Here is a 23538-nt window from a genome sequence, read left to right on the forward strand (position 1 = left end):
GACTGGTTCAACTAACCATCAGTGAAAAATGAAGAAGAATCCCTTGATGGAGGTTTCAATTTATTTTGTTTTTATGAATAAAAAATTTTCTTTAATTATAGCTTGATAAAAGAAAAATTTTTTCGTATAATAAGGCTATCAAATGAAAACACTTTCAAATGTAATAGAAAAGGTGGTATAAAGATGGATGCCTATTTATTGATTATTGCATTACTTTCCATTGTGATTGTTATTTTAGGAGTTTCATTATTAAAATGGCACGCTTTTATTAGTTTAACAGTTGCAAGTTTATTTTTAGCAATTTTTTCTGGATTATCTTTTGAAAAGATTGTAAGCGCTTATGAGACAGGTGTAGGTGGCGTATTAGGTCACTTAGTTGGGATATTGGCATTAGGAACAATTTTAGGAAAAATGTTATCGGAATCTGGTGCTGGATTACGAATTGCCAATTTTTTTGTAAACGTTTTTGGTGAAAAGAAATTGCCATGGGCGATGTTTTTCTCCGGCTTTATTATCGGAATACCCGTATTTTTTGAGGTTGGTATTTTAATATTATTGCCACTTGTTATTTCTATTCAAAAGGCTACAAAGAAAAATATTTTATTGATTGCATTACCAGGTATTGCTGGATTATCGATTGTACATGGACTTGTTCCTCCACACCCTGGGGCAATTGCTGCAATCGGAATTTTTGATGCTAATTTAGGAACCGTTTTATTATACTCATTAATTATTGCATTACCTGCTGGAATCATTGGTGGGCCATTATTTGCAAAGTGGATTGATAAGCGCGTTTTTCCAAAAGGAGAATCAACGCTTATTACAGCAGAGCCGTTAGCAGATGATAAATTGCCAAGTACGGGGGTATCATTTTTTGCCATTTTATTACCTGTAATTTTAATGATTATTGGAACTGCTGCACCTTACATGACGATTTTTCCAGAAGGAGTAAGAAATGTGCTTGCATTCCTTGGTAGCCCATTATTAGCTCTTTTGATTGCTGTGTTTTTTGCTTTCTATTTCCTAGGCATTCGTCAAGGAATGAATAAAGATAGCATTAAAAAATTCACGGAAGATTGTTTTTTACCAGTTGGTTCGATCTTATTAATTATTGGAGCAGGTGGAGCGTTCAAACAAGTGTTAATTGATAGTGGAGTAGGAACTACAATTGGAACTATGTCCGAAAGCTTGTCTTTATCACCACTTGTATTAGCATTTATGATTGCAGGTTTGATACGAATAGCAACAGGTTCTGCAACCGTAGCATTAACGACAGCAGCAGGAATTGTTTCCCCAATCATCGCTGGTATGTCTGGCGTAAATGTGGAATTATTAGTTATTGCAACAGGCGCAGGTTCCTTAATGTTCTCCCATGTAAATGATGCCGGGTTCTGGATGGTAAAAGAATACTTAGGACTAACCGTCGAAGAAACATTTAAGACATGGACAGTATTGGAGACAATCCTTTCTTTCGTCGCATTTGCAGGAGTATTAATTTTAGATTTAATTGTTTGATAGAAAAGTATATAGAGGAGGTAAGAAAGGATAATTTCTTTTCTTGCCTCTTTTTTGTATTTTAAAGTTAAAAAACGTAAATTGATTGAAGCGTATATTTTTGACTGTTGAAAGTACGGAAGGAATGGGAGAACAAAGACTGTATCCTTGGAAATTCAAAGGCGCATTTTCAATTTGTAATCAATTTACTTGTTATTAGTAAAAAATATAGTATAGTTAAAACTCTCCATACAAAGATTTAAAGGGGAAATGAGAATGAAACAAGTATATAGTGATTTCATACAGTTTCGTGGAAATCATTATGATTTTGGATATATGCAAGGAGAACGTTTAAAAGATTCACCTATACTTCCTAATCGGGTGAAGCACTGGACATCTAAGCGAAAGCGTTACTTTACCATTAATGAAAAAGAGTCCGTGCACCTTCTTAATAAGTTTATTCCCGGGATGATAGCGGAAATCTATGGATTGGCCGATGCTCTTCAGTGGAGAATGGAGGACGCTTTAAGAGAATTTGGCGGCCATTATGTCGAGTATGGGAGAAGCGGCTGCTCCATTCTAACAGGATCTCAATATTTAATTAGAAACTACGATAGTCATCCAGGTTCATATGAAGGAAGATATATGATTTATCAGCCAACGGATACTGGCTATGCTGTTATCGGTCCTTCTATGCAAATCTCCGGAAGAATTGATGGGATGAATGAAAAAGGCCTAGCAATGGGCTATAACTTTATTAATCGAGTTGGTTCAGGTGATGGCTTTATATGTAATATGATAGGGCGGATAATTTTAGAAACATGTGCAAATGTTGAAGAGGCTATTGATTTACTACAAGAAATACCTCATCGAACATCCTTTAGCTATGTGTTATTAGATCCAAGCGGAGAATCATTTGTTGTGGAAGCATCACCTAGGTCAGTCATTGCTAGAAAAGCAAATATTAGTACGAATCATTTTGAAGTTTTAAAGGAAGAAAATCGCTATCAGATGGACGAATCTGTACGAAGAAAGCAGAACATCGAAAAACAGCGAGAAGGTCAGTCGAATGTATATGAGGCTTTTCGAATACTGAATGACAAGGATAAAGAAGTGTTCTCAAAAAAATATAGTACTTGGTCTGGAACATTGCACACAGCAGCATATCTACCTAACGAAAGAAAAGCTTGGTTTGCGATTGGTAGTGATCGAATGCCTGTAATCATTGATTTCGATTCCTTTTTACAGGGTGAAAAACTGAATATAAAGAAAGTTAAAGGACAACTTGATTATGATACTCCTTTTATCAATATGGAGATATTATAGCTGGTTTTAAATAAAGGGAGCTAATTATGGCAGTAACATCCATAACTAACTTCCTTTTTTGGCGTTTGCGGATACTCTGAAGTAAAATATTGGTCGTCTTGCATTAGATTCTCGTATCAGAAATAGCATTCCTTATTCTTTCTAATGACTGGTTGGCAACATTTTTATTGGAAATCATCACATTGACATATAATGCATCAATTAAGCTAAGCTGACCGATTCTTGATGATAGAGCTTCTGAACGGTATTCTGTTTCTTCAGAGCTTGTAAAAAGAGCGACATCAGCATTCTGCGCGATCGGTGATTTTGGATATCCAGTAATTCCAATCGTTTTAGCACCGTTATTTTTCGCTGTTTTCATTATGTTAATAGTATCTTTGTTAGTGCCAGAGTGTGAAATGATAACCGCAACGTCATTTTCTGAAAGTTGCGATGAAGACATTAGCTGAAAATGAGAGTCAACGAATGAAAACGCTTTAATTCCAGTTCGAACAAATTTATGGAAAGCATCCATTGCAATTACTGCTGAACCACCTGTCCCATAAAACTCGACACGATTTGCTTGTAATAGGAATTCAACTGCTTTTTCAATTGAATGTCCATTTAATATTTCTAATGTATTCTCTAGTGTTCGGACATTGGACTTAAATACTTTTTCAGTTACTGTTTTAACACTATCATTTTCACTAATTTCCTCATGTATTTGTTGAATAGGTTCAATTACTTCTGAAGCTAATGCTATTTTCATTGCTTGATAGCCTTTAAAACCAATTCGTTTACAAAAACGAAATACAGTTGCATCTGCAACACCTAAATCCTCTGCTAGTTCGTTGATTGTTGAATGAATGATTTTTTCTGGATTCTCAAGAATATAATCAGCGATTTTTTTTTCTTTTTCACTCAATCTAGCGTAATAGGAACGAATTTTCCCAAGACAATTTTGCGCCATTGACTTCTATCCTTTCCAAATTAATATAGTTGTAGTATAACACAATTAGTCTCTTGAAAAAAAATTTCTTATTTTAATATTTTTTTTCGAAAAAATTTCGTAAAGGGGTATATTTTCGAAAAAAATTTCTATATAATAATATATAGAGAGAAATATTTTTTCAAAAGGAGAGAATAACGCATGAATATCGGTCTTATCGGATTAGGAAAAATGGGATACAACTTGGCTTTAAATATGGTGGGCCATAAGTATAGTGTAACAGCTTTTGATATAAATGAAAGCGCTTTAAAAGAAATTTCTTATAAAAATGTAACAGGAGTAAATACAATTGAGGACTTAGTAAGAAATTTGCCAGCTCCAAGAGTAATTTGGCTCATGGTTCCAGCAGGAGAAGTAACGGAAAATGTATTAAGAGAAGTGAAGAAGTATGTTGAAGAGGGAGATATTATTATTGATGGGGGGAATTCTCATTATAAGGAATCAAAAAGAAGAGGCTTGGATTTAGAGGAACTTGGAGTGTTCTATTTAGATGTTGGCACAAGTGGCGGTGTTGATGGTGCAAGAAATGGCGCGTGCATGATGGTCGGCGGCAAAAAAGAAATTTTTGATAAGGTAGAAGGCTTATTTAAAGATCTATGCGTTGAAAATGGCTATACTTACGCTGGAGTATCTGGTAGCGGTCACTTTCTGAAAATGGTTCATAACGGTATTGAGTATGGCATGATGCAATCTATCGCAGAAGGTTTTGAGTTGTTGGAGAAAAGTGAATATGATTTCGATAACGAAGGGGTAGCAAAAGTTTGGAATAATGGCTCTGTCATTCGTTCATGGTTAATGGAATTAACACAAAATGCTTTTTCGAAAGATCCGAAGCTTGAAGGAATTAAAGGAATTATGCATTCTTCTGGAGAAGGGAAATGGACACTGGAAACAGCTTTAGATTTACAAACAGCTATGCCAGTTACGGCCCTTTCTTTAATGATGCGCTATCGTTCATTGGAGGAAGATACATTCTCTGGTAAAGTGGTTGCCTCATTAAGAAATGAGTTTGGTGGTCACAGTGTAGAATCAAAATAAAATGGTAAAATCCTTTAGCAGACAATTTTGCTAAAGGATTTTTTTAAAAGAAAGGGGCTGTCTTATTGTGGAGACGCCCCTTTTAAATAGTCAGGTTATTTCACCCATTTGTTCTGAAACGATGCAATTGCATCATATTCCTGCTCTAAAGCTCGTGAAATACGTATATAGATAGACGTTAAATCTTGATAGATATCGACATTCTCTTGGATTGGTTGATGGGAGTGCGTGCTGCCAACCAATTGTTTCATAATCGAGAAGTCATTAATTTCCCCTAGTGCATACATGCCTAAAACAATTGCTCCAAGACAAGAGCTTTCAAAGCTTTCCGGAACGACTACTTCTTGGTCAAAGATATCTGCCATCATTTGTCTCCAAAGCTCAGAACGCGCAAATCCGCCTGTTGCTTGAATTTGCTTTGGTGCGCCAATCACTTCTTGAAGGGCAAGCATCACAGTGTAAAGGTTTAAAATAACGCCCTCTAATACTGCTCTTACCATATGTTCTTTTTTATGGTGTAAACCAAGCCCGAAAAAGGATCCTCTTGCATTTGCATTCCATAAAGGTGCTCTTTCCCCAGCCAAATATGGATGGAATAATAAACCATCAGCACCAGGTGTAACACGGGAAGCGATTTTTGTTAAAACTTCATAAGGGTCAATTCCGAGTCGCTTGGCTGTTTCTACTTCGGAAGATGCTAATTCATCACGCACCCAACGGAACGTCATTCCACCATTATTTACAGGACCGCCCACTACCCAGTGGTCTTCTGTTAAGCAATAGCAGAATATTCTTCCCTTAGGATCAGTTACTGGTTTATCTGTTACTGTTCGAATTGCACCACTTGTTCCAATCGTTACAGCCACAACGCCTGGGTCAATAGCATTTACCCCTAGGTTAGAAAGCACGCCATCACTTGCACCTACAACAAATGGAGTTTCGGCAGGGATTCCAATTTCGGTTGCGTAATTCTCCTTTAGTCCTGTTAAATAATGAGTAGTAGGAACAGGCTTAGCTAACTGGTCAGCCGTAACACCAGCCACCGCTAATGCTTCCGTATCCCAATTTAACTGTTTCAGATTAAACATTCCAGTTGCAGAAGCAATCGAATAATCGATAACAAATTCGTCAAACAAACGATAGAAAACATATTCTTTGATACCAATAAATTTTGTCGCCTTCGTAAAAATTTCTGGCTGATCATTCTTTAGCCAAGTTAATTTAGCTAGAGGGGACATTGGGTGAATTGGTGTTCCGGTTCTACGATATATTTCTAAGCCATTATGATCATTTTTAATCTTTTTAGCCCAAGAAGAAGCACGGCTATCTGCCCAAGTGATGCAACGAGTTATAGGCTTTCCTTTTTCATCTAAAGCGATAACGCTGTGCATCGCTGAGCTAAAGGATACTAGTTTTAGATTTCTCACATCAACCTTGGCTTTTTTTATAGCAGTCTTCATTGTTTCTAAGACAGCCTGAAAAATTTGCTCAGGATCCTGTTCCGCAATTGATGGTGCAGGGCTATGTAATGGATATTCTACATGATGCATGCTTAATACTTTACCAGCTTCAGCAAAGAGGACAGATTTTGTACTTGTTGTACCAATGTCTACACCTAAATATAGGGAGGATAAATGCATTTTAAAAACTCCTTTATACGGAAATTATAAAAAATATTTCATTAAATTAAATTTTAATAGAAAAAAATTTCTTTACTTATATTTTAAAGGATATATATTAATTTTGAAACTGTTTTCATAAATATTTTTTCGTAAATTTGTCAGGATTGCTTATTTAGTCGAAATTATTGACCATTTATATTTTATAGATGTAAATTTTTGCCCTTATTTTAATAAAAGTTAAGCAAAAATATGCTAAAATTAACTTATCTTATATATATAAGGAGTTTTTGTAATGAACAACGATATTGAAACAATATATGAGGAACTTTATAATCAAATACTCCATTATCAAAACAAACTGGAATCCATAAGTCAACAAGCAGATTCCCTGCAAGAAGAAGGGGAAGAACAGCTAAATCGAATGTCCATTGCTCTTCAAGCTTCTAAGGATATTCTTGAAAATATGCTGACACCAGGGAAGAAGCTGAACTTTATTTATGAAAAAGGAATGGTCAGCTTGGAAATGTTTGATGAAAAATAACATTAAAGAAGAATATCCTCGCTTGGACGAATATTCTTCTTTCGAAATTCGCCAGGCGTCATGCCGGTAGCTTTACGAAATACCTTTGTGAAATAGTTGGCATTTGCAAAACCTACTTGCACAGAAATGTCCTCAATAGAATATTTGGTTTGGTATAATAACTCCGCTCCTTTCACTATCCGGATATTTGTTAAATATTGAATGGGTGTAATGCCAAGCACCCTTTTGAATAATCGAGTGAAATGGAAGCGAGATAGTGCAGCTGCCTCTGCCATATCATCTGGTCCAATAGGTCTATTATAATAATTTTGTGCAAATAATGTCGCATTTAGTATACTTTCTGGCAACTGTATGGCTCCCATGTTTTTCTTATATTGATAAAGCTCCATAATAAAAGCATAAGCAAGACTAGAAGCTTGGTAGGCATTTTTTATATTTGTTTCATTTGCCAGTTGGTAAATATGAAGAAGGTGCTGAATTGGTTTTGAATCAGAAGCTAATTGGATAATAGACTGATTATTTTCGGTAAAAGAATGCCAACACTTTTTTACTGTTTCACCATATAGCGTAATAAAAATAAATTCCCAATGCTCACTATTTTGCGGAAGATAGTATCTATATTCCTCTGAAATATCAATTAAAAATGCTTTTCCAGCTGTCAATTTATGATCTTTTTCTCCAATTTCAATGGCACCCATTCCAGAAATCGTATATTGAAAAACATACATGCTTTCCTCTTTACGCTTTTTTCCCTTCCAATTATAAAGATGGGAGGTTTGATTTTCCCATCCAATCGACCAAATTTGGGCAACCTCTTTTGTAATCTTTTCCGTAAACCTATATGCAAATACATTATTATCTTTTTTGGGCAATGAGAAGGCCCCTTTCTTAGTAGAGGTATCATAGGTAGATACTTGCCTGTATTAAATTGATTAGAAAAAGAGTTAAGGTTAGATGATTATGCAAATTAATGAAATAAAGTAGCAAATTATTACCCTTTTCTCTTTCTTATTTTACCATTGAGAGAGAAAGGTTTGAAGCATAAAATGAAAATGTAAACGGTTCAATAAAACGATGCTAAACAAGAGAGTAAAAATAATCGTTCATTTATAAAGGAGAGATAAAAATGACAAATAGTCTACTTACAATATTTACCGATGTTTTTAATGAGGGAGCTAACAAAATACGTACTTTTTTTGCACCAGGACGTGTGAATTTAATAGGAGAACATACAGACTATAATGGAGGGCATGTTTTTCCTTGTGCTTTATCCATTGGCACAACCGCGATTGTTCGAAAAAGATCTGATAGAATAATTCAATTCTATTCCACAAATTTTTCAGATTTAGGTGTCATAAAGGTATCCTTAGACGAGTTAGTCTATGATTCAGCAGATGATTGGGCTAATTACCCAAAAGGAGTTATTGTAGCGCTTGAACAACATGGATATACAGTAGATTCAGGATTTGACGTTTTATATGCGGGAGAAATTCCAAATGGTGCTGGCTTATCATCGTCCGCTTCGATTGAAGTAGTGACAGCTATTATGCTAAATGAGTTATATTCTTTAGCAATCGATCGAGTTTCTTTAGTGAAAATGTGTCAACAGGCAGAGAACGAATTTATTGGTGTAAGCTGTGGCATCATGGATCAATTCGCGATTGGGATGGGAAAAGAAAAAAATGCTATTTTACTAGATTGCGATACACTTGATTATACCTATAGTCCACTAGATTTAGCAGCTGCTTCTTTAATTATTGCTAATACAAATAAACGCAGGGGCTTAGCTGATTCTAAATATAATGAAAGACGAGAAGAGTGTGAAAGAGCATTAAAAGACTTGCAGGGAGAATTAGATATTCGTTCACTCGGAGAATTAACCCGAGAGCAATTTGATGAGAAAGCTCATTTGATTGAACGAGAGGTTGATCGGATAAGAGCGAAACATGCTGTGTATGAAAATGCTAGAACTATTGAGGCTGTAAAAAAACTTCAAGCTGGTGATATTGCGGGATTTGGACAATTGATGAATGCCTCCCATATCTCCTTACGTGACGATTATGAAGTTACTGGAAAAGAATTGGATGCGCTAGTGGAGGCAGCTTGGGAACAAGAGGGTGTAATTGGTTCCCGAATGACAGGAGCAGGTTTTGGTGGCTGTACGATTAGTATTGTTACTAATGAGCACATTGATTCTTTTATCGAGAAGGTTGGAGCAAGATATAGTGAGCAGACAGGCTTAAATGCGGACTTCTATGTTGTTCAAGTTGGAGACGGTGCGAAAGAAATTGTTACAGTCCAGTAGGAAATGTAAAAGGAGGAGTTATAAATGGCCATTTTAGTATGTGGTGGTGCTGGTTATATTGGGAGCCATATGGTATCTGAACTATTAGATCAGGGGGAAGAGGTAATTGTTGTTGATAATCTACAAACAGGACATAAAGGGGCTGTTTTAGAAGGAGTAACACTTTACATTGGCGATTTACGCGATGAAAGTTTTTTAGACGATGTGTTTAAGAGAAACTCGATTGAAGCGGTCGTCCATTTTGCTGCTGACTCTTTAGTAGGAGAAAGTGTAACAAATCCATTGAAATACTATGACAATAATGTCTATGGTGCGATGACACTATTAAAAGTGATGCATGCAAATGATGTGAAGAAAATTGTTTTCTCGTCAACAGCAGCAACTTACGGAGAAGCGAAGAATTTTCCCATACAAGAAAATGATCCTACCGTTCCAACCAATCCATACGGAGAAACAAAGTTGGCAATAGAAAAAATGCTAAAGTGGTCTGAAGAAGCATATGGCATTCATTACGTTGCCCTTCGCTACTTCAATGTCGCAGGAGCACATATGGACGGAAAATTAGGAGAAGATCATTTTCCAGAAACTCATCTTATTCCGATTATTCTGCAAGTAGCATTAGGGACTAGAGAAGCCATTAGCGTCTTTGGCGATGATTATGATACACATGACGGAACTTGTATAAGAGATTATATTCATGTTACCGATTTGGCGAATGCCCATATTCTTGCATTGGAAAAATTACAAAAAGAAGAAACAAGTGGGATTTACAATTTAGGCAGTGGAACAGGATTTACGGTCAAAGAAGTAATTGAGGCAGCTCGAAAGGTAACGGGACATCCTATTCCAACTGTAATTGCACCAAGAAGAGCTGGCGATCCAGCACGATTAGTTGCCTCGTCCGAAAAGGCAAAAGTTGAACTAGGCTGGAAGCCGCAGTATCCTTCTTTAGAAGAAATGATCGGCAGTGCTTGGCGATGGTTCCAGGAAAATCCAGAAGGCTATAAAGAGAAATGACTAAGAAGAAAGGAGCAATGTTAGATGACACAAACTATTTATCGACATGTAGAACAATTGCTTCATTATGGACTTAAATCAAATTTAATAACACGATGGGATATGGATGTTGTTCGAAATAAATTACTTGAAATTTTACAACTAGATGATTTTATTCTATCGGATAACGGAGAAGTAGCTGAAACAGACTTGCGCACCATTTTAGAAAATATATTAGATTGGGCAGTGGAACATAATCGCTTAGTAGAAAATACGATTACCTACCGAGATTTATTAGATACAAAATTAATGGGTTGCTTTGTCTCATTGCCATCCGAGATAAATAATAATTATTTAACATTATATAAAGAAAAGGGAGCAGAACAAGCGACCAGTTGGTTTTATGATTTCTCAAAAAAGGTAGATTATATTCGTACCGATCGTATTGCTAAAAATGAAGAATGGCTGACACATACAAGTTACGGAGATTTAGAAATTACGATTAATTTATCAAAGCCAGAAAAGAATCCGAAAGAAATCGCGGCTGCGAAAAAATTAAAGCAAGGATCTTATCCCAAATGTTTACTCTGTAAAGAAAACGCTGGCTATGCGGGAAGAGTCAACCACCCTGCTAGACAAAATCATCGCATTATACCAGTAACATTAGAAGGAGAGCAGTGGTTTATACAGTTTTCACCATATGTTTATTACAATGAGCATGCTATCTGTTTTTCTGAGAAGCATGAACCAATGACTATTTCTAAAAAGACTTTTGCAAGATTACTAGATTTTGTTGATCAGTATCCTCATTATTTTATGGGATCTAATGCAGACCTGCCAATTGTAGGAGGATCAATTCTTGCACATGAGCATTTTCAAGGGGGATTTCATGAATTTCCAATGGCAAAAGCGGATATAGAAACAACTTTTGCTATTGACCGTTTTCCATCTATCCATGTAGGTATTGTTAAATGGCCAATGTCTGTGCTTCGTCTGCAAGGAACAGACAAACAAAAGCTAGTGGAGGCATCTGATTATATTTTTAAAGAATGGCTCGACTACAGTGATCAGAGTGTAGATATTATTGCGTATACGGACGGTACTCGTCATAATACGATTACCCCAATTGCGAGAATGCGTAATGGTCTTTATGAAATGGATTTAGTACTACGTAATAATCGAACAAGTGAGGAATATCCATTTGGCATCTTCCATCCACATGAAGAAGTTCATTCGATTAAACAGGAGAACATCGGACTCATTGAAGTGATGGGCTTAGCTGTCTTGCCAGGTCGTTTAAAAGAAGAACTAAGCTTGCTTGCAGATAAAATAGTAGAAGATAATTTTGTAACGAGCATCAAGAAAGAACCTAATATTGAAAAACATTTAGTATGGGCAAAGGCAGTAAAAGAGAAAAATCCGCATATAACGAATGAAAATGTACATTCTGTCCTACAAACAGAAATAGGAATCGTTTTTGAAACCATCTTACATCATGCAGGTGTATTTAAAAGGGATGAGCAAGGAACAAAAGCGTTTCATCGATTTATAGAAACACTAAAGTGAAAATATTGTTTAGTTCCTTCTATGTAAGAGGAAGAAGATTAATAGGAATATAGGGATTGGAAAGCAAACAATATATTGGTTTTCCAAGGAGACAGGTCTAAGGTCCGAATGGTTCAACTAACCATCAGTGGGGGATGAAAGAACCCTCCACTGATGAAAGTTTCACTTTTTCTATCAGAGAACTTTTAATGCTAAATGATTATGAATTGTTTTGTAAAAGTGATGCGTATCTGTTTGCTGTTTTTTTAACCGAAGCTTCGGATTTGGGATATGGAACTGCATTTTATGATAGTCTCTGTAAGATAAATAAATAGTGTATACAGATTTTCCAAAAGGAGCAAAGAACGCTTCAGGAATCATGATTCTCCTTAAGGCTCCATCATATCGTTCAATCGGAAAGAAAAATTGTTTATGCATATCGTTTCGATCACGGAACAGTATATGCTCAATGTCTTTCGGATAATCCCCTGCTATATTGATATCGAATCGGAAGAAACCATTTGTATATTCACAATTTATTAATTCTGCATACATAGGAACTTTTATAAAGTTATACGGTGGACTTATAGGAGTAACCCAGTAAGCAGTCCCATCTTTTATCATATGTTTTTTTATTTTTTCTTGATTTATCCATCTAAACAATGTTTCGATATCTTTATAGCGTTTTTGTAAGAATAGTTGGTAACAAACCTTATTATAAGGATGAAAAAAATGATCGCTAATTTCATAATTTAAGGAAGAAGTCGTTCGTATCATTTTTTTCATGGCTGATATATATGCTTTTCTTTTTAAAAAATCAGCTATTTTTTCTTTAGAAGTTTGATTGTTCTCGCTTCTTAACGTATGATAGCGATTCATAAATCCATTGAAGCAATCAAATTCATAAAGGCGATTAAAGATCATTCGCTTTAACTCATCATCCAGTTCCTTCTTCTTGAAATAGTGAATGACTTTTCTATTACAGTGCATTTTGTTTAAAGCATTCGTCTGTTTAGTCAAAGATTCGTTATTTTCATCTAAGCGATTTAAATAGTAGATAATAGATTCCGTTGTAGAGATTTTTTGGCAATTAGTCAGTACTTCCATAAAAAACTGCTTATCCTCTCCATATTTCATTTCGGGGAACTTAATCTGATTTTTTTTGATAATGCTTGCTTTGATTAATCTTGCTCTAGGTCCTAAATGATTAAAAATATGTGGGATACTTGTCGGATGAATACTTCTTCTTTCTTTCCATGATTCATGTTCTCCAACAATTGCGTTTTTCTTGGAAGTAACTTTAATCGTTTTGCCAACTATATAATCGTCGTCGGTTTCATTTAATACACTATAAAGTTTTTCTAAGCCAGTCTTTTCAAACCAATCATCTGAATCTAAAAAGGTTAAGTAGGGGGCAGATGAAAGCTCCATTCCTAAATTTCTAGGATAGCCAGGAGTTCCTGTGTTTTTCGCTAGAAGAGCTAGTTTTATATTAGGATGCTCGCTAACAAATTTCTTTAAAATAGCACGAGTTTGATCTTGTGAACCATCATCGACAATTATATATTCAATCTGTGGCATAATGGATTGCTGTAAAACAGATTCGATTGTATGCTTAATTGTTTTTTCATTATTAAAAACGGGTGTAATCACAGAAATAAGAGGCTGACTTAAATAGTTTTTACTTTGAATTAACTCATACCTATTTTTATTTTTTTTTCGAAGAGCCGATATTTTTTTCATTCTATTCCCTGCCTTCATAATTAACGCTAAAAGAAATCCTTATAGCAATCATTATGAATCAACAAGGAAGAAGCTATACTTCTCCAATAGAAAAAATAGTTCAGTCGTTATTATTTTTTTATGTATAATATTAGGTAGAATATGTGTGCAAATAGGGAAGTAGCTACTAGTAAATAGATACATAATAAAATAAAATGAAAGGGCTTTCTAAAAAGAGGGGGGTTCCTACTATCTTTTTGCAAAAAGCAACTAATGAGGAGGTTTATTGGTGACAACAATTGGTGATATAGCTAAACTTGCAGGCGTAGCGAAAAGTACGGTTTCGCGCTATTTAAATGATGGTTCTGTAAGTGAAGCAACAAAGCGGAAAATCCAACATATTATTAGAGAAACAGGCTATACGCCTAACGCATTTGCCCAAAGTTTAAAGGCAAAAAAAACAAATATAATTGGAACGATTGTGCCTCGCTTAGATTCTTATGCATTCTCTCGAACATTAATTGGAATAGATGAAGAATTGAAGACAAGGAATTATCAAATGTTAATTTCTCATTCAAACCTAGATTTAGAGCAGGAAATGGAAAATATTCATTCCTTAGTAAGGCAGAAGGTAGCAGGAATTATCTTATTAGCGACGGAAATAACAGAGCGTCACTTAGAGATAATAAAGCAAATAGGTATACCGGTGCTATTAGTAGGTCAGCAGCATGAGGAGATACCTAGTTTAATTCATAATGATTATGAAGCAGCCTATGAAGTGGGGAAATATGTAATATCCAAAGGACATCAAAGAATTGCCTACATTGGGGTAAATGAAAAAAATGTTGCAGTAGGAATCGACCGAAAAGAGGGCTTTAAAAAAAGCATAGAAAGTGCAGGAGATATAGATGTACAATTTTATGAAACAAATAGAAAAAATGAAAAGTTATTTTCTATTGTTTCTGAAATAATCGATACATTCAATCCTAGTATAATGGTATGTGCAACCGATAATATTGCAATTGGTGTAATGAAAGCAATTTATTCTAGAGGAATTTCGATTCCGAATGATCTTTCGATAACTGGCTTTGGCGGATACGAAATGGCGGAAATGATTCATCCAGGTTTAACAACTGCCAAGTTTTATTATAAAAATGCAGGAAATCTTGCGGCTAGAAAGATACTCAGTCTCATCAGAGGAGAGGATACCCCGATGAAAACAGTATCTGGCTTCGAAATTATTTATAGAGAAAGTGTTAGAAAGGTTTAAAATTAATTGAATTAGGTTTGATTATTAAGAGCTTTTTACCTTGCTAATATCAGCTGAAGCTGGCAAAATTATTCTTTGGCTGATATAACCTTTTGATTCAGAAAAAGAAAATAGAGAGGACACATGGAGGTTGACGCAGGCTCATGAAATAATTTATAATCAGAAATGAAAGCGATTACTGTTGTCTGGGCTGTTTTCTAAAGGATTGTTGTTTTTTCAATCGAAAAAAAGAATTAGTTGGAAAAATGGAGCAGCCGGAATACACGAAGATGCCACGGGGAATAGCGAGACAGCCTGAGACCCCGGAGGCGAAGCGGAGGAGGCTTAAGCTTAGCCCCACGGAAAGCGAAGTGTATTCCGGTTGCGGGTAATCCAACAAACTTTACGAAAACAGCTTTTTGTAAAAACATAAAAATACACTAGTGTTGCGTAAATAGTGTCATAATTTTCAGTTTAATTGTTTACTCTACTTAGAGCCAAAAAAGTAATTACCTTTCTAAAGGCGGCTCCTGTCCATTTGGAAATTTATTTACAATTAGACCTGTGCAACGACAACAATTTGTTGATTAAGGGATGGCTTTTCCTTCAATTTTGCGAAGCCAGACATGTGCTGGTTTCCACAATGATGCCCTTAAATAACGGCTAATTTGCAAGGTTTTCCGCTTACTTTTTGTTTCGAGTTGTACCAGAACATGAAGACAAAAAACAATAAGTGCGATAAACACTTGATTTTGAATCGCCCATTCACTTTGACCGTAGAATTTCTTGATATTGAGATGTTGTTTAATCCATTTAAAAAACAGCTCAATTGCCCATCGTGATTTATACATTTCCGATATTTCTTCGGCGCTTAAGTCAAAACGATTTGTGATTAAATGAAGTTCATTACCTTTTGAATCTATTATTTTTAGAAGTCGAAAATAGTTTTCAGCTCGGTTTTGAGTTGTACCAATCAACACCATTTGATCCGACAAAACAGATGAATCCTTGGGTAGTTTAAAATCATAAACCTCCCGTACGACTGCGTTTTTTCGTAGCCTAGAAAGAAAAAAGTAGCCTTCATCGGTCATGCGATCAAAACGCTCGTAGTCTAGATAACCTCGGTCAAACACATACATGCATTCTTTATCGTCAACCATAATCTCAAGTTGACCACGATCGTGTTCGCTTGCCGTTGTCATCACGGCTTTTTCGGGATAGGATTCTCCCTTTTCCATAAATACAAGGCGTAAGTGTAACTTTACGCCTGCCTTAGTTTTGCGGAACTTCGCCCATTTATGATTGGTCAAATTTAGTGGCAAAGTACTTGAATCAATAATTTTTAACGGCATGACAAGTTTTGTGTAGTGTGTTTTGGCGTGAATTTGTCCGACTAAATCAAGGAAAAGTCTTTGAAACAAATCTGGATTTAGACCATTTAAACGGCGCGAGAGCTGAGAAATGCTTATAGAATCAAGGTCGATTTCCTTTTGAAGATGATCATCAAAAAGGCAATCACTTAACGCATGAAGACTTTCAACTTCTTCTAATTGTGCAAAAAGTAATAGTTTTAGGAATGATTCTGTCGTTAACTTTTTCGTATAGCAATCTAATTTCAATGTTTTCACCTGTTCTTCAAATAATTGAAGATTAATTGGCGAAAACCATTGTCCAAATGAAGTTTTTCGTGTAATCTTGTCCATGAGATTGGTCCTTTTTTAGTGGATTTGGACGGGTTACCACCTGACTTATCCATTATAAAGGACTTTTTCTATGCATAAAATAATAAAAGTGAACATTTCGAGTATTTTTAATAGTGGAATTAAATTAATGCAACACTAGTGATAAAAATAGTTTGTTAAATTTCCTGACAAGACTAGAGAATTATAAGCATATTTTTAGTATTATATGAAATAATAATTAAGTACGGAACAACTGGTATAGACATCTAGATATATAGATGATATATATAGTATGAAGGAGTGAAATAATCATGATAACAGATGAACCACAAGATTTAGTATTAACAAATTTGTGTATTTACACGGAAACAGAGATTAATCCAAAAGGATATGTAGTAGTGAGGGGAGAAAAAATCGACTCGATTGGTTTAATGGAATCCTTTCATGAAGAAGATTGGGAAAATGCACATATAATAGATTTCCCTAAGAGGATGAATCTGATACCAGGATTAATTGATATTCATATACATGGAGCCAATGATGCAGATGCAATGGATGGGACACTAAATTCCTTAAAAGTTATGGCTGCTACCTTACCAAAGGAAGGAACAACGAGCTTTTTAGCAACGACCATGACACAAGACGAAGAAAGTATTGAAATAGCCCTTTCTTCTATTGCACAGTATATCGAAGCTAGTGATCAATCTGGAAAAGCGGAAGTTATCGGAATCCACCTAGAAGGTCCATTTATCTCAGAAAAAAGAGTTGGGGCTCAACCAATCCACTCCGTTAAAAAGCCAGATGTAGCATTATTTAAAAAATGGCAAGACTTATCAAATAATCAAATCAAGCTTGTTACGATGGCACCTGAAGAAGATGAGAACTTCGAATTTGTCCGTTATTTAAAGGCAGAAAAAATTGTCCCATCAATAGGGCACTCGGATGCTGTTTACGAGCAAGTACTATCAAGCATTCAAGCAGGCGTTAGTCATGTTACACATCTCTTTAATGGAATGAGAGGCTTGCATCACCGAGATCCAGGCGTTGCTGGTGCTGCGTTGCTTCATTCTGAGTTAATGGCAGAAATGATTGTAGACGGCGTTCATATCCATCCTGAAATTGTTAAACTTGCTTTTTTACAAAAGGGTGTTGATCATATCATCCTTATCACAGACAGCATGCGTGCGAAATGGCTGGAAGATGGCATTTCTTCCTTAGGCGGGCAAAAGGTAATCGTTCGCGATGGAAAGGCGTTATTAGAAAATGGTGCTCTTGCGGGGAGTACATTAAAAATGAATGATGCAATAAACAATATGATGAACTTTACAGGCTGTTCTTTACAGGATGTTGTGAAGATGGCTTCCTATAATCCAGCCAAGCAAATTGGCGTTTTGGATAAAAAGGGAAGTATTGCAAAAGGTAAAGATGCAGATTTAGTTGTATTAGATGAAAATAATCAAGTTGTACTAACAATTTGTAAAGGACAAATCGTATATTCGAATGGAGGAGTAAAAGCATGAAACTAATTGAAGTAAAAAACTATGACGAAATGAGTAAAGTAGCAGCAAAAGCAATAATGGAGCAAATTCAGACGAAGCCAAACAGTGTTCTAGGACTTGCAACTGGAGGGACACCGATAGGAACCTATCAGTATTTAATTGCAGATTTTACTAAAAATCAAACTTCCTATGAAAAAGTTATTACGGTCAACTTAGATGAATACGTTGGTTTAGAAAAAGATAATCCACAAAGTTATAGTTACTATATGAAAGAACAGTTATTTAACCATATTGATATTCCAGAAAACCACACTTATTTGCCATCAGCTAAAAACATAGATGATGAAGAGGCAGGAAGAAATTATGAAAAACTCATTGATTCATTAGGTGGAATGGATTTGCAAATATTAGGAATAGGTGAAAATGGTCATATCGGTTTTAATGAACCAGGTACTTCTTTCCATTCTACAACAGGAATTGTGAAATTAACTGATTCTACGAGAGAAGCAAATGCACGATATTTTGCTACGATGGATGAGGTACCAACACACGCTATTTCTATGGGGATAGCTACAATAATGAAAAGTCGAAAAATTGTATTGCTAGTTTCTGGGGTGAAAAAAGCGTCTGTATTAAATCAGCTATTTCATTCAGATATAAACGAGGATCTACCTGCATCCATTTTGAAAAAGCATCCTAATGTTACGATTATAGCTGATCAAGAAGCTTTATCTATTTTAAAAGAAAATAAAGGGAGTGTGTATAGTTGATCATTAAAGATTCACATATTCCTATTTATTATCAATTGGAGATGGAGATAAAAGAAATCATTAAAGAACTAAAACCTGGCGATCCAATTAGTTCAGAACGGGAATTCTCCGAAAAATATGGTATTAGTAGGATGACGGTACGCCAAGCAATTAACAATTTAGTAGCAGAAGGAGTACTGGTTCGCCAGCGGGGCAAAGGAACCTTTGTGGCTGCACCAAAAGTAGAGCAAGAACTTTCTGGACTTACTGGTTTCTCAGAAGATATGCGATCAAGAGGGTTAACACCAAAAACAAAAATTTTGGATTTTAAGACAATTCCTTGTTCAAGAGGAATTGCCACTAAATTAAAGATAGAAGAGGGAGAGCTGGTTTATGAGGTTAGTCGTTTGCGCATTGCGGATGAAATCCCAATGGCGCTTGAAACCTCATATCTCCCAACTGCATTGGTAAAAGAGCTTCAGGAGGAGACCTTACATGGTTCTATCTACGAGTATGTAGAGCAAAACTTACATCTAAAGATTAGTCATGCTACACAAACTATTGAATCGACCTTATCACAGAAAAATGAAAGCACATCTCTTGGGATTAAAGATGGTGCGCCAGTGTTACTGATGGAGCGATTTAGTTATTTAGAAAATGGAACTCCTTTTGAATACGTTAAATCTATTTATCGTGGAGATCGCTATAAATTTGTTATTGATATGAAGAGGTCCGAATCATGAAAAAACAGAGAACAACAGAAAATGGTAATGAAAAAAGCAGGAAGTTAGATGAATGGAATTCATTAGAAATAGTCCGATTTATGAACCAAGAAGATGCAGGAATCGCAAATGCGGTAAAAGAGGCATTACCAACCATTTCCTTAGCCGTTGATGGCATTGTCAACCGATGGAAACAGGGCGGTAGAGTGTTTGTGGTTGGAGCGGGTACTAGTGGGAGACTAGGAATCGTGGATGCTGTTGAGCTTGGTCCTACTTTTTCCATTGAACAGGATAGATGGAATGGAATCCTTGCAGGGGGATATGATGCCATGTGGACTTCTTTAGAGGAGACGGAGGATGATGAACAGCTAATACAAGCCACATTGGAGAAAGCTGACTTTTCAGCGACTGATGTGATCATTGGTGTTACAGCAAGTGGTTCCACCCCGTTCGTTCTTTCAGCTATTCATTATGGAAAAGAAAGAAATGGATTGACAATAGGGATAAGTAATAATGAAAGTACGCAGCTTTCCTCTATCTGTGATTATGGAATTGAAGCAATAACAGGAGCAGAAGTTATCAGGGGATCTACGCGTTTGAAAGCAGGAACAGCCCAAAAAATGGTGTTAAATATGCTATCTACTGCCTCTATGGTGAAACTTGGGAAGGTTTATAGTAATGAAATGGTAGATATGAAGTTAATTAATAAAAAACTTGTACAACGAGCTGTACAAACATTGATAAATGCTACAAGTATTAGTGAGGCAGAAGCTATAAAAGTACTTAAAGAGAATAATCATGATTTGAAAGTATCTATTTTTCGCGTTCTAACGGGTGGGACAATAGAGGATGCGATTCAATCACTTCGTAAGGCAGATGGTCATATAAAGCGTGCGGTTCAACTGTATTTTCAAAAAAATGAGTAACATTCTTAAGAATCTTAAAAGGAGGGATGCCCAAAAAGAAGAGATGAATATATGGTTTCTTATATATGTTAGCAGGTTGAGGATGGCATTTTTTTTAACTTATTTTATCTTATAGGGGGAAGTTAAATGAAATCGTACTTACAAAAGCTAGGGCGTGCATTGATGCTACCGGTAGCTGTTTTACCAGCTGCAGCATTACTGATGGGGATTGGCTATGCAATTGATCCAAGTGGATGGGGAGAAGGAAGTCCAATTGCTTCGTTTTTTATTAAAGCAGGGTCTTCAATATTAGACAATATAGCAATCTTATTTGCAGTAGGGGTCGCATTAGGCTTGTCAAAAGATAAAGACGGCGCTTCAGCGATTAGTGGATTGGTATCATATTTAGTTGTTAAAACATTATTATCTCCTGCTTCTGTTGCCATGTTGCAAGGAATTAACGTAGAAGATGTAAGTTTGGCGTTCTCTAAGATTGAGAATGCATTTATTGGTATTTTAGCAGGTGCTGTTGCAGCAGCACTATACAATCGTTTTAGTAAGACTCAGCTTCCAACGGCATTTGCTTTCTTTAGTGGGAAAAGGCTCGTACCAATTCTTAGTGCTGTTTCCATGCTCTTAATTTCTGTTATCTTATTGTTTGTTTGGCCGGCTATTTTCTCAGGACTTGTTAGCTTTGGCGAAGGAATCAGTAAACTAGGAGCAGTTGGTGCGGGAATATATGGTTTCTTTAACCGTTTGTTGATTCCAACCGGTTTGCACCATGCTCTAAATGCTGTATTCTGGTTTGATATTGCAGGGATAAACGATATCAATAATTTCTGGTCAAATAATGGGGTAAAAGGAGTAACTGGAATGTATCAGGCAGGCTTCTTCCCTGTGATGATGTTTGGTCTTCCAGCAGCAGCACTAGCGATGTATCATACAGCAAAAACAAAACGTAAAAAACAAGTGGCTTCCTTAATGCTTGCAGCAGGGATTGCAGCATTTATAACAGGGGTTACGGAACCAATTGAATTTGCCTTTATGTTTGCAGCGCCAGCCCTTTATGTTGTGCATGCATTATTAACCGGTATTTCCCTTTTCCTTGCAGCAAGTTTTCATTGGACGGCAGGCTTCGGATTTAGTGGTGGATTAATTGATTTTGTATTAAGTTCTCGTTTACCATTAGCAAATAATCCATATATGCTAATAGTTCAAGGGTTAGTATTTGCTGTCATATACTATACTTTATTCCGTTTCCTTATTACTAAATTTAATTTTAAAACACCTGGAAGAGAAGATGATGAAATCGTTGATGAATCATTAGATCAAGTTGCGGTTACAACGGATAATAAATTTGCAGTAATGGCCTCTGAAATTTATGCAGGTCTTGGCGGAGACGATAATGTTACATCTGTCGATAACTGTGTTACACGTTTACGAATTGAAGTAAAGGATATGGATGTGGTAGACCAACAAAAAATTAAAGCAACAGGCGTACCTGGAATTAATGTTATTGGCAAAACAAGCATCCAAGTAATTGTAGGAACTCAAGTTCAATTTGTTGCAGACGAAATTGAAAAGATTAGAAAGGTGTAACAAATTTATCCCACACTTAACGGATAGCAAGACCCAACCACAAGCTGAAGAAAATCGAGAAAGCTCTAGGTGTTCAAACTCTCTCGTAAAGGTCTGATAAGTGGAACTAACCGTCAATGGGGGAGGAGGAAAACTCCCGCTGATGAAAGTTTTTTTATAAGAAATTATTATGTTTCAGATAACTTGTAACCATAATCTAAAGGAAAACAATAATTTTATTGAGAAATGCGGTAGTCCACTCTTCAGGGGATGCCGCATTTTTATATAGAAAGAAAATAGAATAAGGGAGCAGGTTTATCTATTCGTTATCTAGAATCATCATACATAAGAAAAAGGAATTGGAACTGCTGGTAAGATAATAAGAGCTTTAAAGTTTAATTGAAGGTATGGAGAGGAGCCATTTAAAAAGTTTTGATTTACTGGGAGGGAGTTATATGTCTATTGATATAAATTGTGATTTAGGAGAAAGTTATGGTCCCTATCATATAGGGAATGATGAGGCCATTATTCCCTTTGTAACAAGTGTTAATATTGCCTGTGGCTTTCATGCAGGCGATCCAACAACAATGAGAAACACGGTTAATCTAGCGCTCGAAAATAAAGTGGCTATTGGAGCACATCCAGGATTTAATGATGTACTTGGTTTCGGTAGAAGAGAAATAAAAATAGCTGCTAATGAAGTATACGATATGGTTATTTATCAAATTGGAGCCTTAGAAGCATTTGTAAAGGCGGAGGGGGGAATCTTACAGCATGTTAAGCCCCATGGTGCATTATATAATATGGCGGCAAAAGATAGCCAATTAGCAGATATGATTGCTAAAGCTGTTTATAAAGTAAATCCAGAGTATATTCTTTTTGGTTTAGCAAACAGTGAATTGATTAAAGCTGGTAAACATTATGGTTTAAAAACCGCTAATGAGGTATTTGCAGATCGCACCTATCAATCAGACGGTAGCTTAACATCACGCACACAGGAGCAAGCGATTATCCATTGTCCAAAACAAGCAGCCGAGCAGATACTCCAAATGGTTAAAGAGAAAAAGGTTATCTCTGTCCAAGGACAAGAAGTACCGATTAAAGCAGATACAGTATGTATCCATGGAGATTCAAATAATAGTTTAGCCATCGTTAAGGAAATTTCATCCACGTTATTACAAGCCAATATAAATATCCAAAATTTTATCCCACTCTTAACGAGCAGTAAAACCCCCACCTCAAGCTTGGAAAATCGAGGAAGCTAAGTGGGGGATAAGGAAAAAACTTCACTGCTGGAAGTTCTCCTTATACAGGTCAAATAAACCAAATGTTTATACTAGGTTTTGAGATAAAAAGGATTCCCTAAAGACTGGAAGAGATTTATCATAACAAACACTCAAATAAGATTTTCTAAGAAAATAGAAAAACAACATAAATTTAAAGAAAAAAATGGGACTTTTATTACGTTAAGATGTATAATATATTTCATTAATGTTACAAATCGTATGCTCGTAACTGATTTGTAACAAATCTAACGAAAAAACACTATAAACGTAGTAATAACTTAAATACTTTAA

19 protein-coding genes are annotated in these 23538 nt (G+C 35.8%); 14 read left to right on the plus strand and 5 right to left on the minus strand.

The genetic code is table 11. The features are described from left to right. Positions 1-183: 183 nt before the first annotated feature. Together HHU08_RS07450 and HHU08_RS07455 are read left to right on the plus strand one after the other, a co-directional pair. Positions 184-1515, plus strand: a complete 1332-nt coding sequence (locus HHU08_RS07450) for a GntT/GntP/DsdX family permease (protein ID WP_016204357.1) — start codon at positions 184-186, stop codon at positions 1513-1515. A gap of 255 nt (positions 1516-1770) precedes the next feature. Further along, entirely contained in the window at positions 1771-2820 is a 1050-nt protein-coding gene (locus HHU08_RS07455; protein ID WP_016204358.1) for a C45 family autoproteolytic acyltransferase/hydolase, read from the plus strand. Positions 2821-2923: 103 nt separating this feature from the next. Here HHU08_RS07455 and HHU08_RS07460 read toward each other — a convergent pair whose 3' ends face one another. Beyond that, on the minus strand, positions 2924-3769 hold the full coding sequence (locus tag HHU08_RS07460; RefSeq protein ID WP_016204359.1) for a MurR/RpiR family transcriptional regulator: 846 nt from the start codon (positions 3767-3769) through the stop codon (positions 2924-2926). A gap of 180 nt (positions 3770-3949) precedes the next feature. Between HHU08_RS07460 and gnd the strand changes: the two genes are divergently transcribed. After that, positions 3950-4846 carry a phosphogluconate dehydrogenase (NAD(+)-dependent, decarboxylating) gene (gene gnd / locus HHU08_RS07465; protein WP_169188147.1) on the plus strand — a complete coding sequence of 299 codons (897 nt, stop codon included), beginning with the start codon at positions 3950-3952 and terminating at the stop codon, positions 4844-4846. 95 nt (positions 4847-4941) lie between these two features. On the opposite strand, the gene gntK is transcribed toward gnd, so the two are convergent. Beyond that, the gene (gene gntK, locus HHU08_RS07470; RefSeq protein WP_169188148.1) at positions 4942-6486 is read right to left on the minus strand and encodes a gluconokinase; all 1545 of its coding nucleotides are present in this window, start codon (positions 6484-6486) and stop codon (positions 4942-4944) included. Between the two features lie 274 nt (positions 6487-6760). On the opposite strand from gntK, the gene HHU08_RS07475 reads away from it, so the two are divergent. Then, on the plus strand, positions 6761-7009 hold the full coding sequence (locus HHU08_RS07475) for a hypothetical protein (protein WP_169188149.1): 249 nt from the start codon (positions 6761-6763) through the stop codon (positions 7007-7009). Between the two features lie 2 nt (positions 7010-7011). On the opposite strand, the gene HHU08_RS07480 is transcribed toward HHU08_RS07475, so the two are convergent. Continuing rightward, complete coding sequence (locus HHU08_RS07480; protein ID WP_205835584.1) at positions 7012-7881, minus strand: helix-turn-helix domain-containing protein; 870 nt, start codon at positions 7879-7881, stop codon at positions 7012-7014. Positions 7882-8135: 254 nt separating this feature from the next. Between HHU08_RS07480 and HHU08_RS07485 the strand changes: the two genes are divergently transcribed. The 3 genes from HHU08_RS07485 to galT are packed head-to-tail and all read left to right on the plus strand — an operon-like array spanning position 8136 to position 11876. Next, complete coding sequence (locus HHU08_RS07485) at positions 8136-9314, plus strand: galactokinase (protein WP_169188150.1); 1179 nt, start codon at positions 8136-8138, stop codon at positions 9312-9314. A 24-nt stretch (positions 9315-9338) separates the two neighbouring features. After that, positions 9339-10331 carry a UDP-glucose 4-epimerase GalE gene (gene galE, locus HHU08_RS07490; protein ID WP_169188151.1) on the plus strand — a complete coding sequence of 331 codons (993 nt, stop codon included), beginning with the start codon at positions 9339-9341 and terminating at the stop codon, positions 10329-10331. Between the two features lie 24 nt (positions 10332-10355). Beyond that, positions 10356-11876, plus strand: coding sequence for a UDP-glucose--hexose-1-phosphate uridylyltransferase (gene galT, locus HHU08_RS07495; protein WP_169188152.1), 1521 nt, complete (start codon positions 10356-10358; stop codon positions 11874-11876). Positions 11877-12050: 174 nt separating this feature from the next. On the opposite strand, the gene HHU08_RS07500 is transcribed toward galT, so the two are convergent. Further along, positions 12051-13598, minus strand: coding sequence for a glycosyltransferase family 2 protein (locus HHU08_RS07500; RefSeq protein ID WP_169188153.1), 1548 nt, complete (start codon positions 13596-13598; stop codon positions 12051-12053). A 268-nt stretch (positions 13599-13866) separates the two neighbouring features. On the opposite strand from HHU08_RS07500, the gene HHU08_RS07505 reads away from it, so the two are divergent. Further along, entirely contained in the window at positions 13867-14847 is a 981-nt protein-coding gene (locus tag HHU08_RS07505; protein ID WP_016204370.1) for a LacI family DNA-binding transcriptional regulator, read from the plus strand. Between the two features lie 566 nt (positions 14848-15413). Here the strand turns inward: HHU08_RS07505 and HHU08_RS07510 are convergent. Then, complete coding sequence (locus HHU08_RS07510) at positions 15414-16529, minus strand: IS4 family transposase (RefSeq protein ID WP_016205139.1); 1116 nt, start codon at positions 16527-16529, stop codon at positions 15414-15416. Positions 16530-16819: 290 nt separating this feature from the next. On the opposite strand from HHU08_RS07510, the gene nagA reads away from it, so the two are divergent. The 6 genes from nagA (at position 16820) to HHU08_RS07540 (ending at position 23226) form a co-directional block, all read left to right on the plus strand. Then, positions 16820-18028 carry an N-acetylglucosamine-6-phosphate deacetylase gene (gene nagA, locus HHU08_RS07515; protein ID WP_169188154.1) on the plus strand — a complete coding sequence of 403 codons (1209 nt, stop codon included), beginning with the start codon at positions 16820-16822 and terminating at the stop codon, positions 18026-18028. Continuing rightward, positions 18025-18777, plus strand: coding sequence for a glucosamine-6-phosphate deaminase (gene nagB / locus HHU08_RS07520; RefSeq protein WP_169188155.1), 753 nt, complete (start codon positions 18025-18027; stop codon positions 18775-18777). The genes nagA and nagB overlap by 4 nt, the downstream gene beginning before the upstream one ends. Next, complete coding sequence (locus tag HHU08_RS07525) at positions 18774-19499, plus strand: GntR family transcriptional regulator (protein ID WP_169188156.1); 726 nt, start codon at positions 18774-18776, stop codon at positions 19497-19499. The genes nagB and HHU08_RS07525 overlap by 4 nt, the downstream gene beginning before the upstream one ends. Next, positions 19496-20404 (plus strand): N-acetylmuramic acid 6-phosphate etherase, encoded by a 909-nt coding sequence (gene murQ / locus HHU08_RS07530; RefSeq protein ID WP_016204374.1) that lies wholly within the window; start codon positions 19496-19498, stop codon positions 20402-20404. Before HHU08_RS07525 ends, murQ begins: the two co-directional genes overlap by 4 nt. 126 nt (positions 20405-20530) lie before the next feature. Beyond that, positions 20531-21982 (plus strand): N-acetylglucosamine-specific PTS transporter subunit IIBC, encoded by a 1452-nt coding sequence (nagE, locus tag HHU08_RS07535; RefSeq protein WP_016204375.1) that lies wholly within the window; start codon positions 20531-20533, stop codon positions 21980-21982. A gap of 434 nt (positions 21983-22416) precedes the next feature. Continuing rightward, positions 22417-23226, plus strand: a complete 810-nt coding sequence (locus tag HHU08_RS07540; RefSeq protein WP_169188157.1) for a LamB/YcsF family protein — start codon at positions 22417-22419, stop codon at positions 23224-23226. Positions 23227-23538 lie beyond the last annotated feature (312 nt).

It is taken from the genome of Niallia alba (assembly GCF_012933555.1).
GTDB lineage: Bacteria > Bacillota > Bacilli > Bacillales > Cytobacillaceae > Niallia > Niallia alba.

Bases quoted from the DNA above. Each gene is read 5' to 3' on its own strand.
- HHU08_RS07450 (WP_016204357.1), top strand. From the start codon at position 184: ATGGATGCCTATTTATTGATTATTGCATTACTTTCCATTGTGATTGTT.
- HHU08_RS07455 (WP_016204358.1), top strand. From the start codon at position 1,771: ATGAAACAAGTATATAGTGATTTCATACAGTTTCGTGGAAATCATTAT.
- HHU08_RS07460 (WP_016204359.1), bottom strand. From the start codon at position 3,769: ATGGCGCAAAATTGTCTTGGGAAAATTCGTTCCTATTACGCTAGATTG.
- gnd (WP_169188147.1), top strand. From the start codon at position 3,950: ATGAATATCGGTCTTATCGGATTAGGAAAAATGGGATACAACTTGGCT.
- gntK (WP_169188148.1), bottom strand. From the start codon at position 6,486: ATGCATTTATCCTCCCTATATTTAGGTGTAGACATTGGTACAACAAGT.
- HHU08_RS07475 (WP_169188149.1), top strand. From the start codon at position 6,761: ATGAACAACGATATTGAAACAATATATGAGGAACTTTATAATCAAATA.
- HHU08_RS07485 (WP_169188150.1), top strand. From the start codon at position 8,136: ATGACAAATAGTCTACTTACAATATTTACCGATGTTTTTAATGAGGGA.
- galE (WP_169188151.1), top strand. From the start codon at position 9,339: ATGGCCATTTTAGTATGTGGTGGTGCTGGTTATATTGGGAGCCATATG.
- galT (WP_169188152.1), top strand. From the start codon at position 10,356: ATGACACAAACTATTTATCGACATGTAGAACAATTGCTTCATTATGGA.
- HHU08_RS07500 (WP_169188153.1), bottom strand. From the start codon at position 13,598: ATGAAAAAAATATCGGCTCTTCGAAAAAAAAATAAAAATAGGTATGAG.
- HHU08_RS07510 (WP_016205139.1), bottom strand. From the start codon at position 16,529: ATGGACAAGATTACACGAAAAACTTCATTTGGACAATGGTTTTCGCCA.
- nagA (WP_169188154.1), top strand. From the start codon at position 16,820: ATGATAACAGATGAACCACAAGATTTAGTATTAACAAATTTGTGTATT.
- nagB (WP_169188155.1), top strand. From the start codon at position 18,025: ATGAAACTAATTGAAGTAAAAAACTATGACGAAATGAGTAAAGTAGCA.
- murQ (WP_016204374.1), top strand. From the start codon at position 19,496: ATGAAAAAACAGAGAACAACAGAAAATGGTAATGAAAAAAGCAGGAAG.
- nagE (WP_016204375.1), top strand. From the start codon at position 20,531: ATGAAATCGTACTTACAAAAGCTAGGGCGTGCATTGATGCTACCGGTA.
- HHU08_RS07540 (WP_169188157.1), top strand. From the start codon at position 22,417: ATGTCTATTGATATAAATTGTGATTTAGGAGAAAGTTATGGTCCCTAT.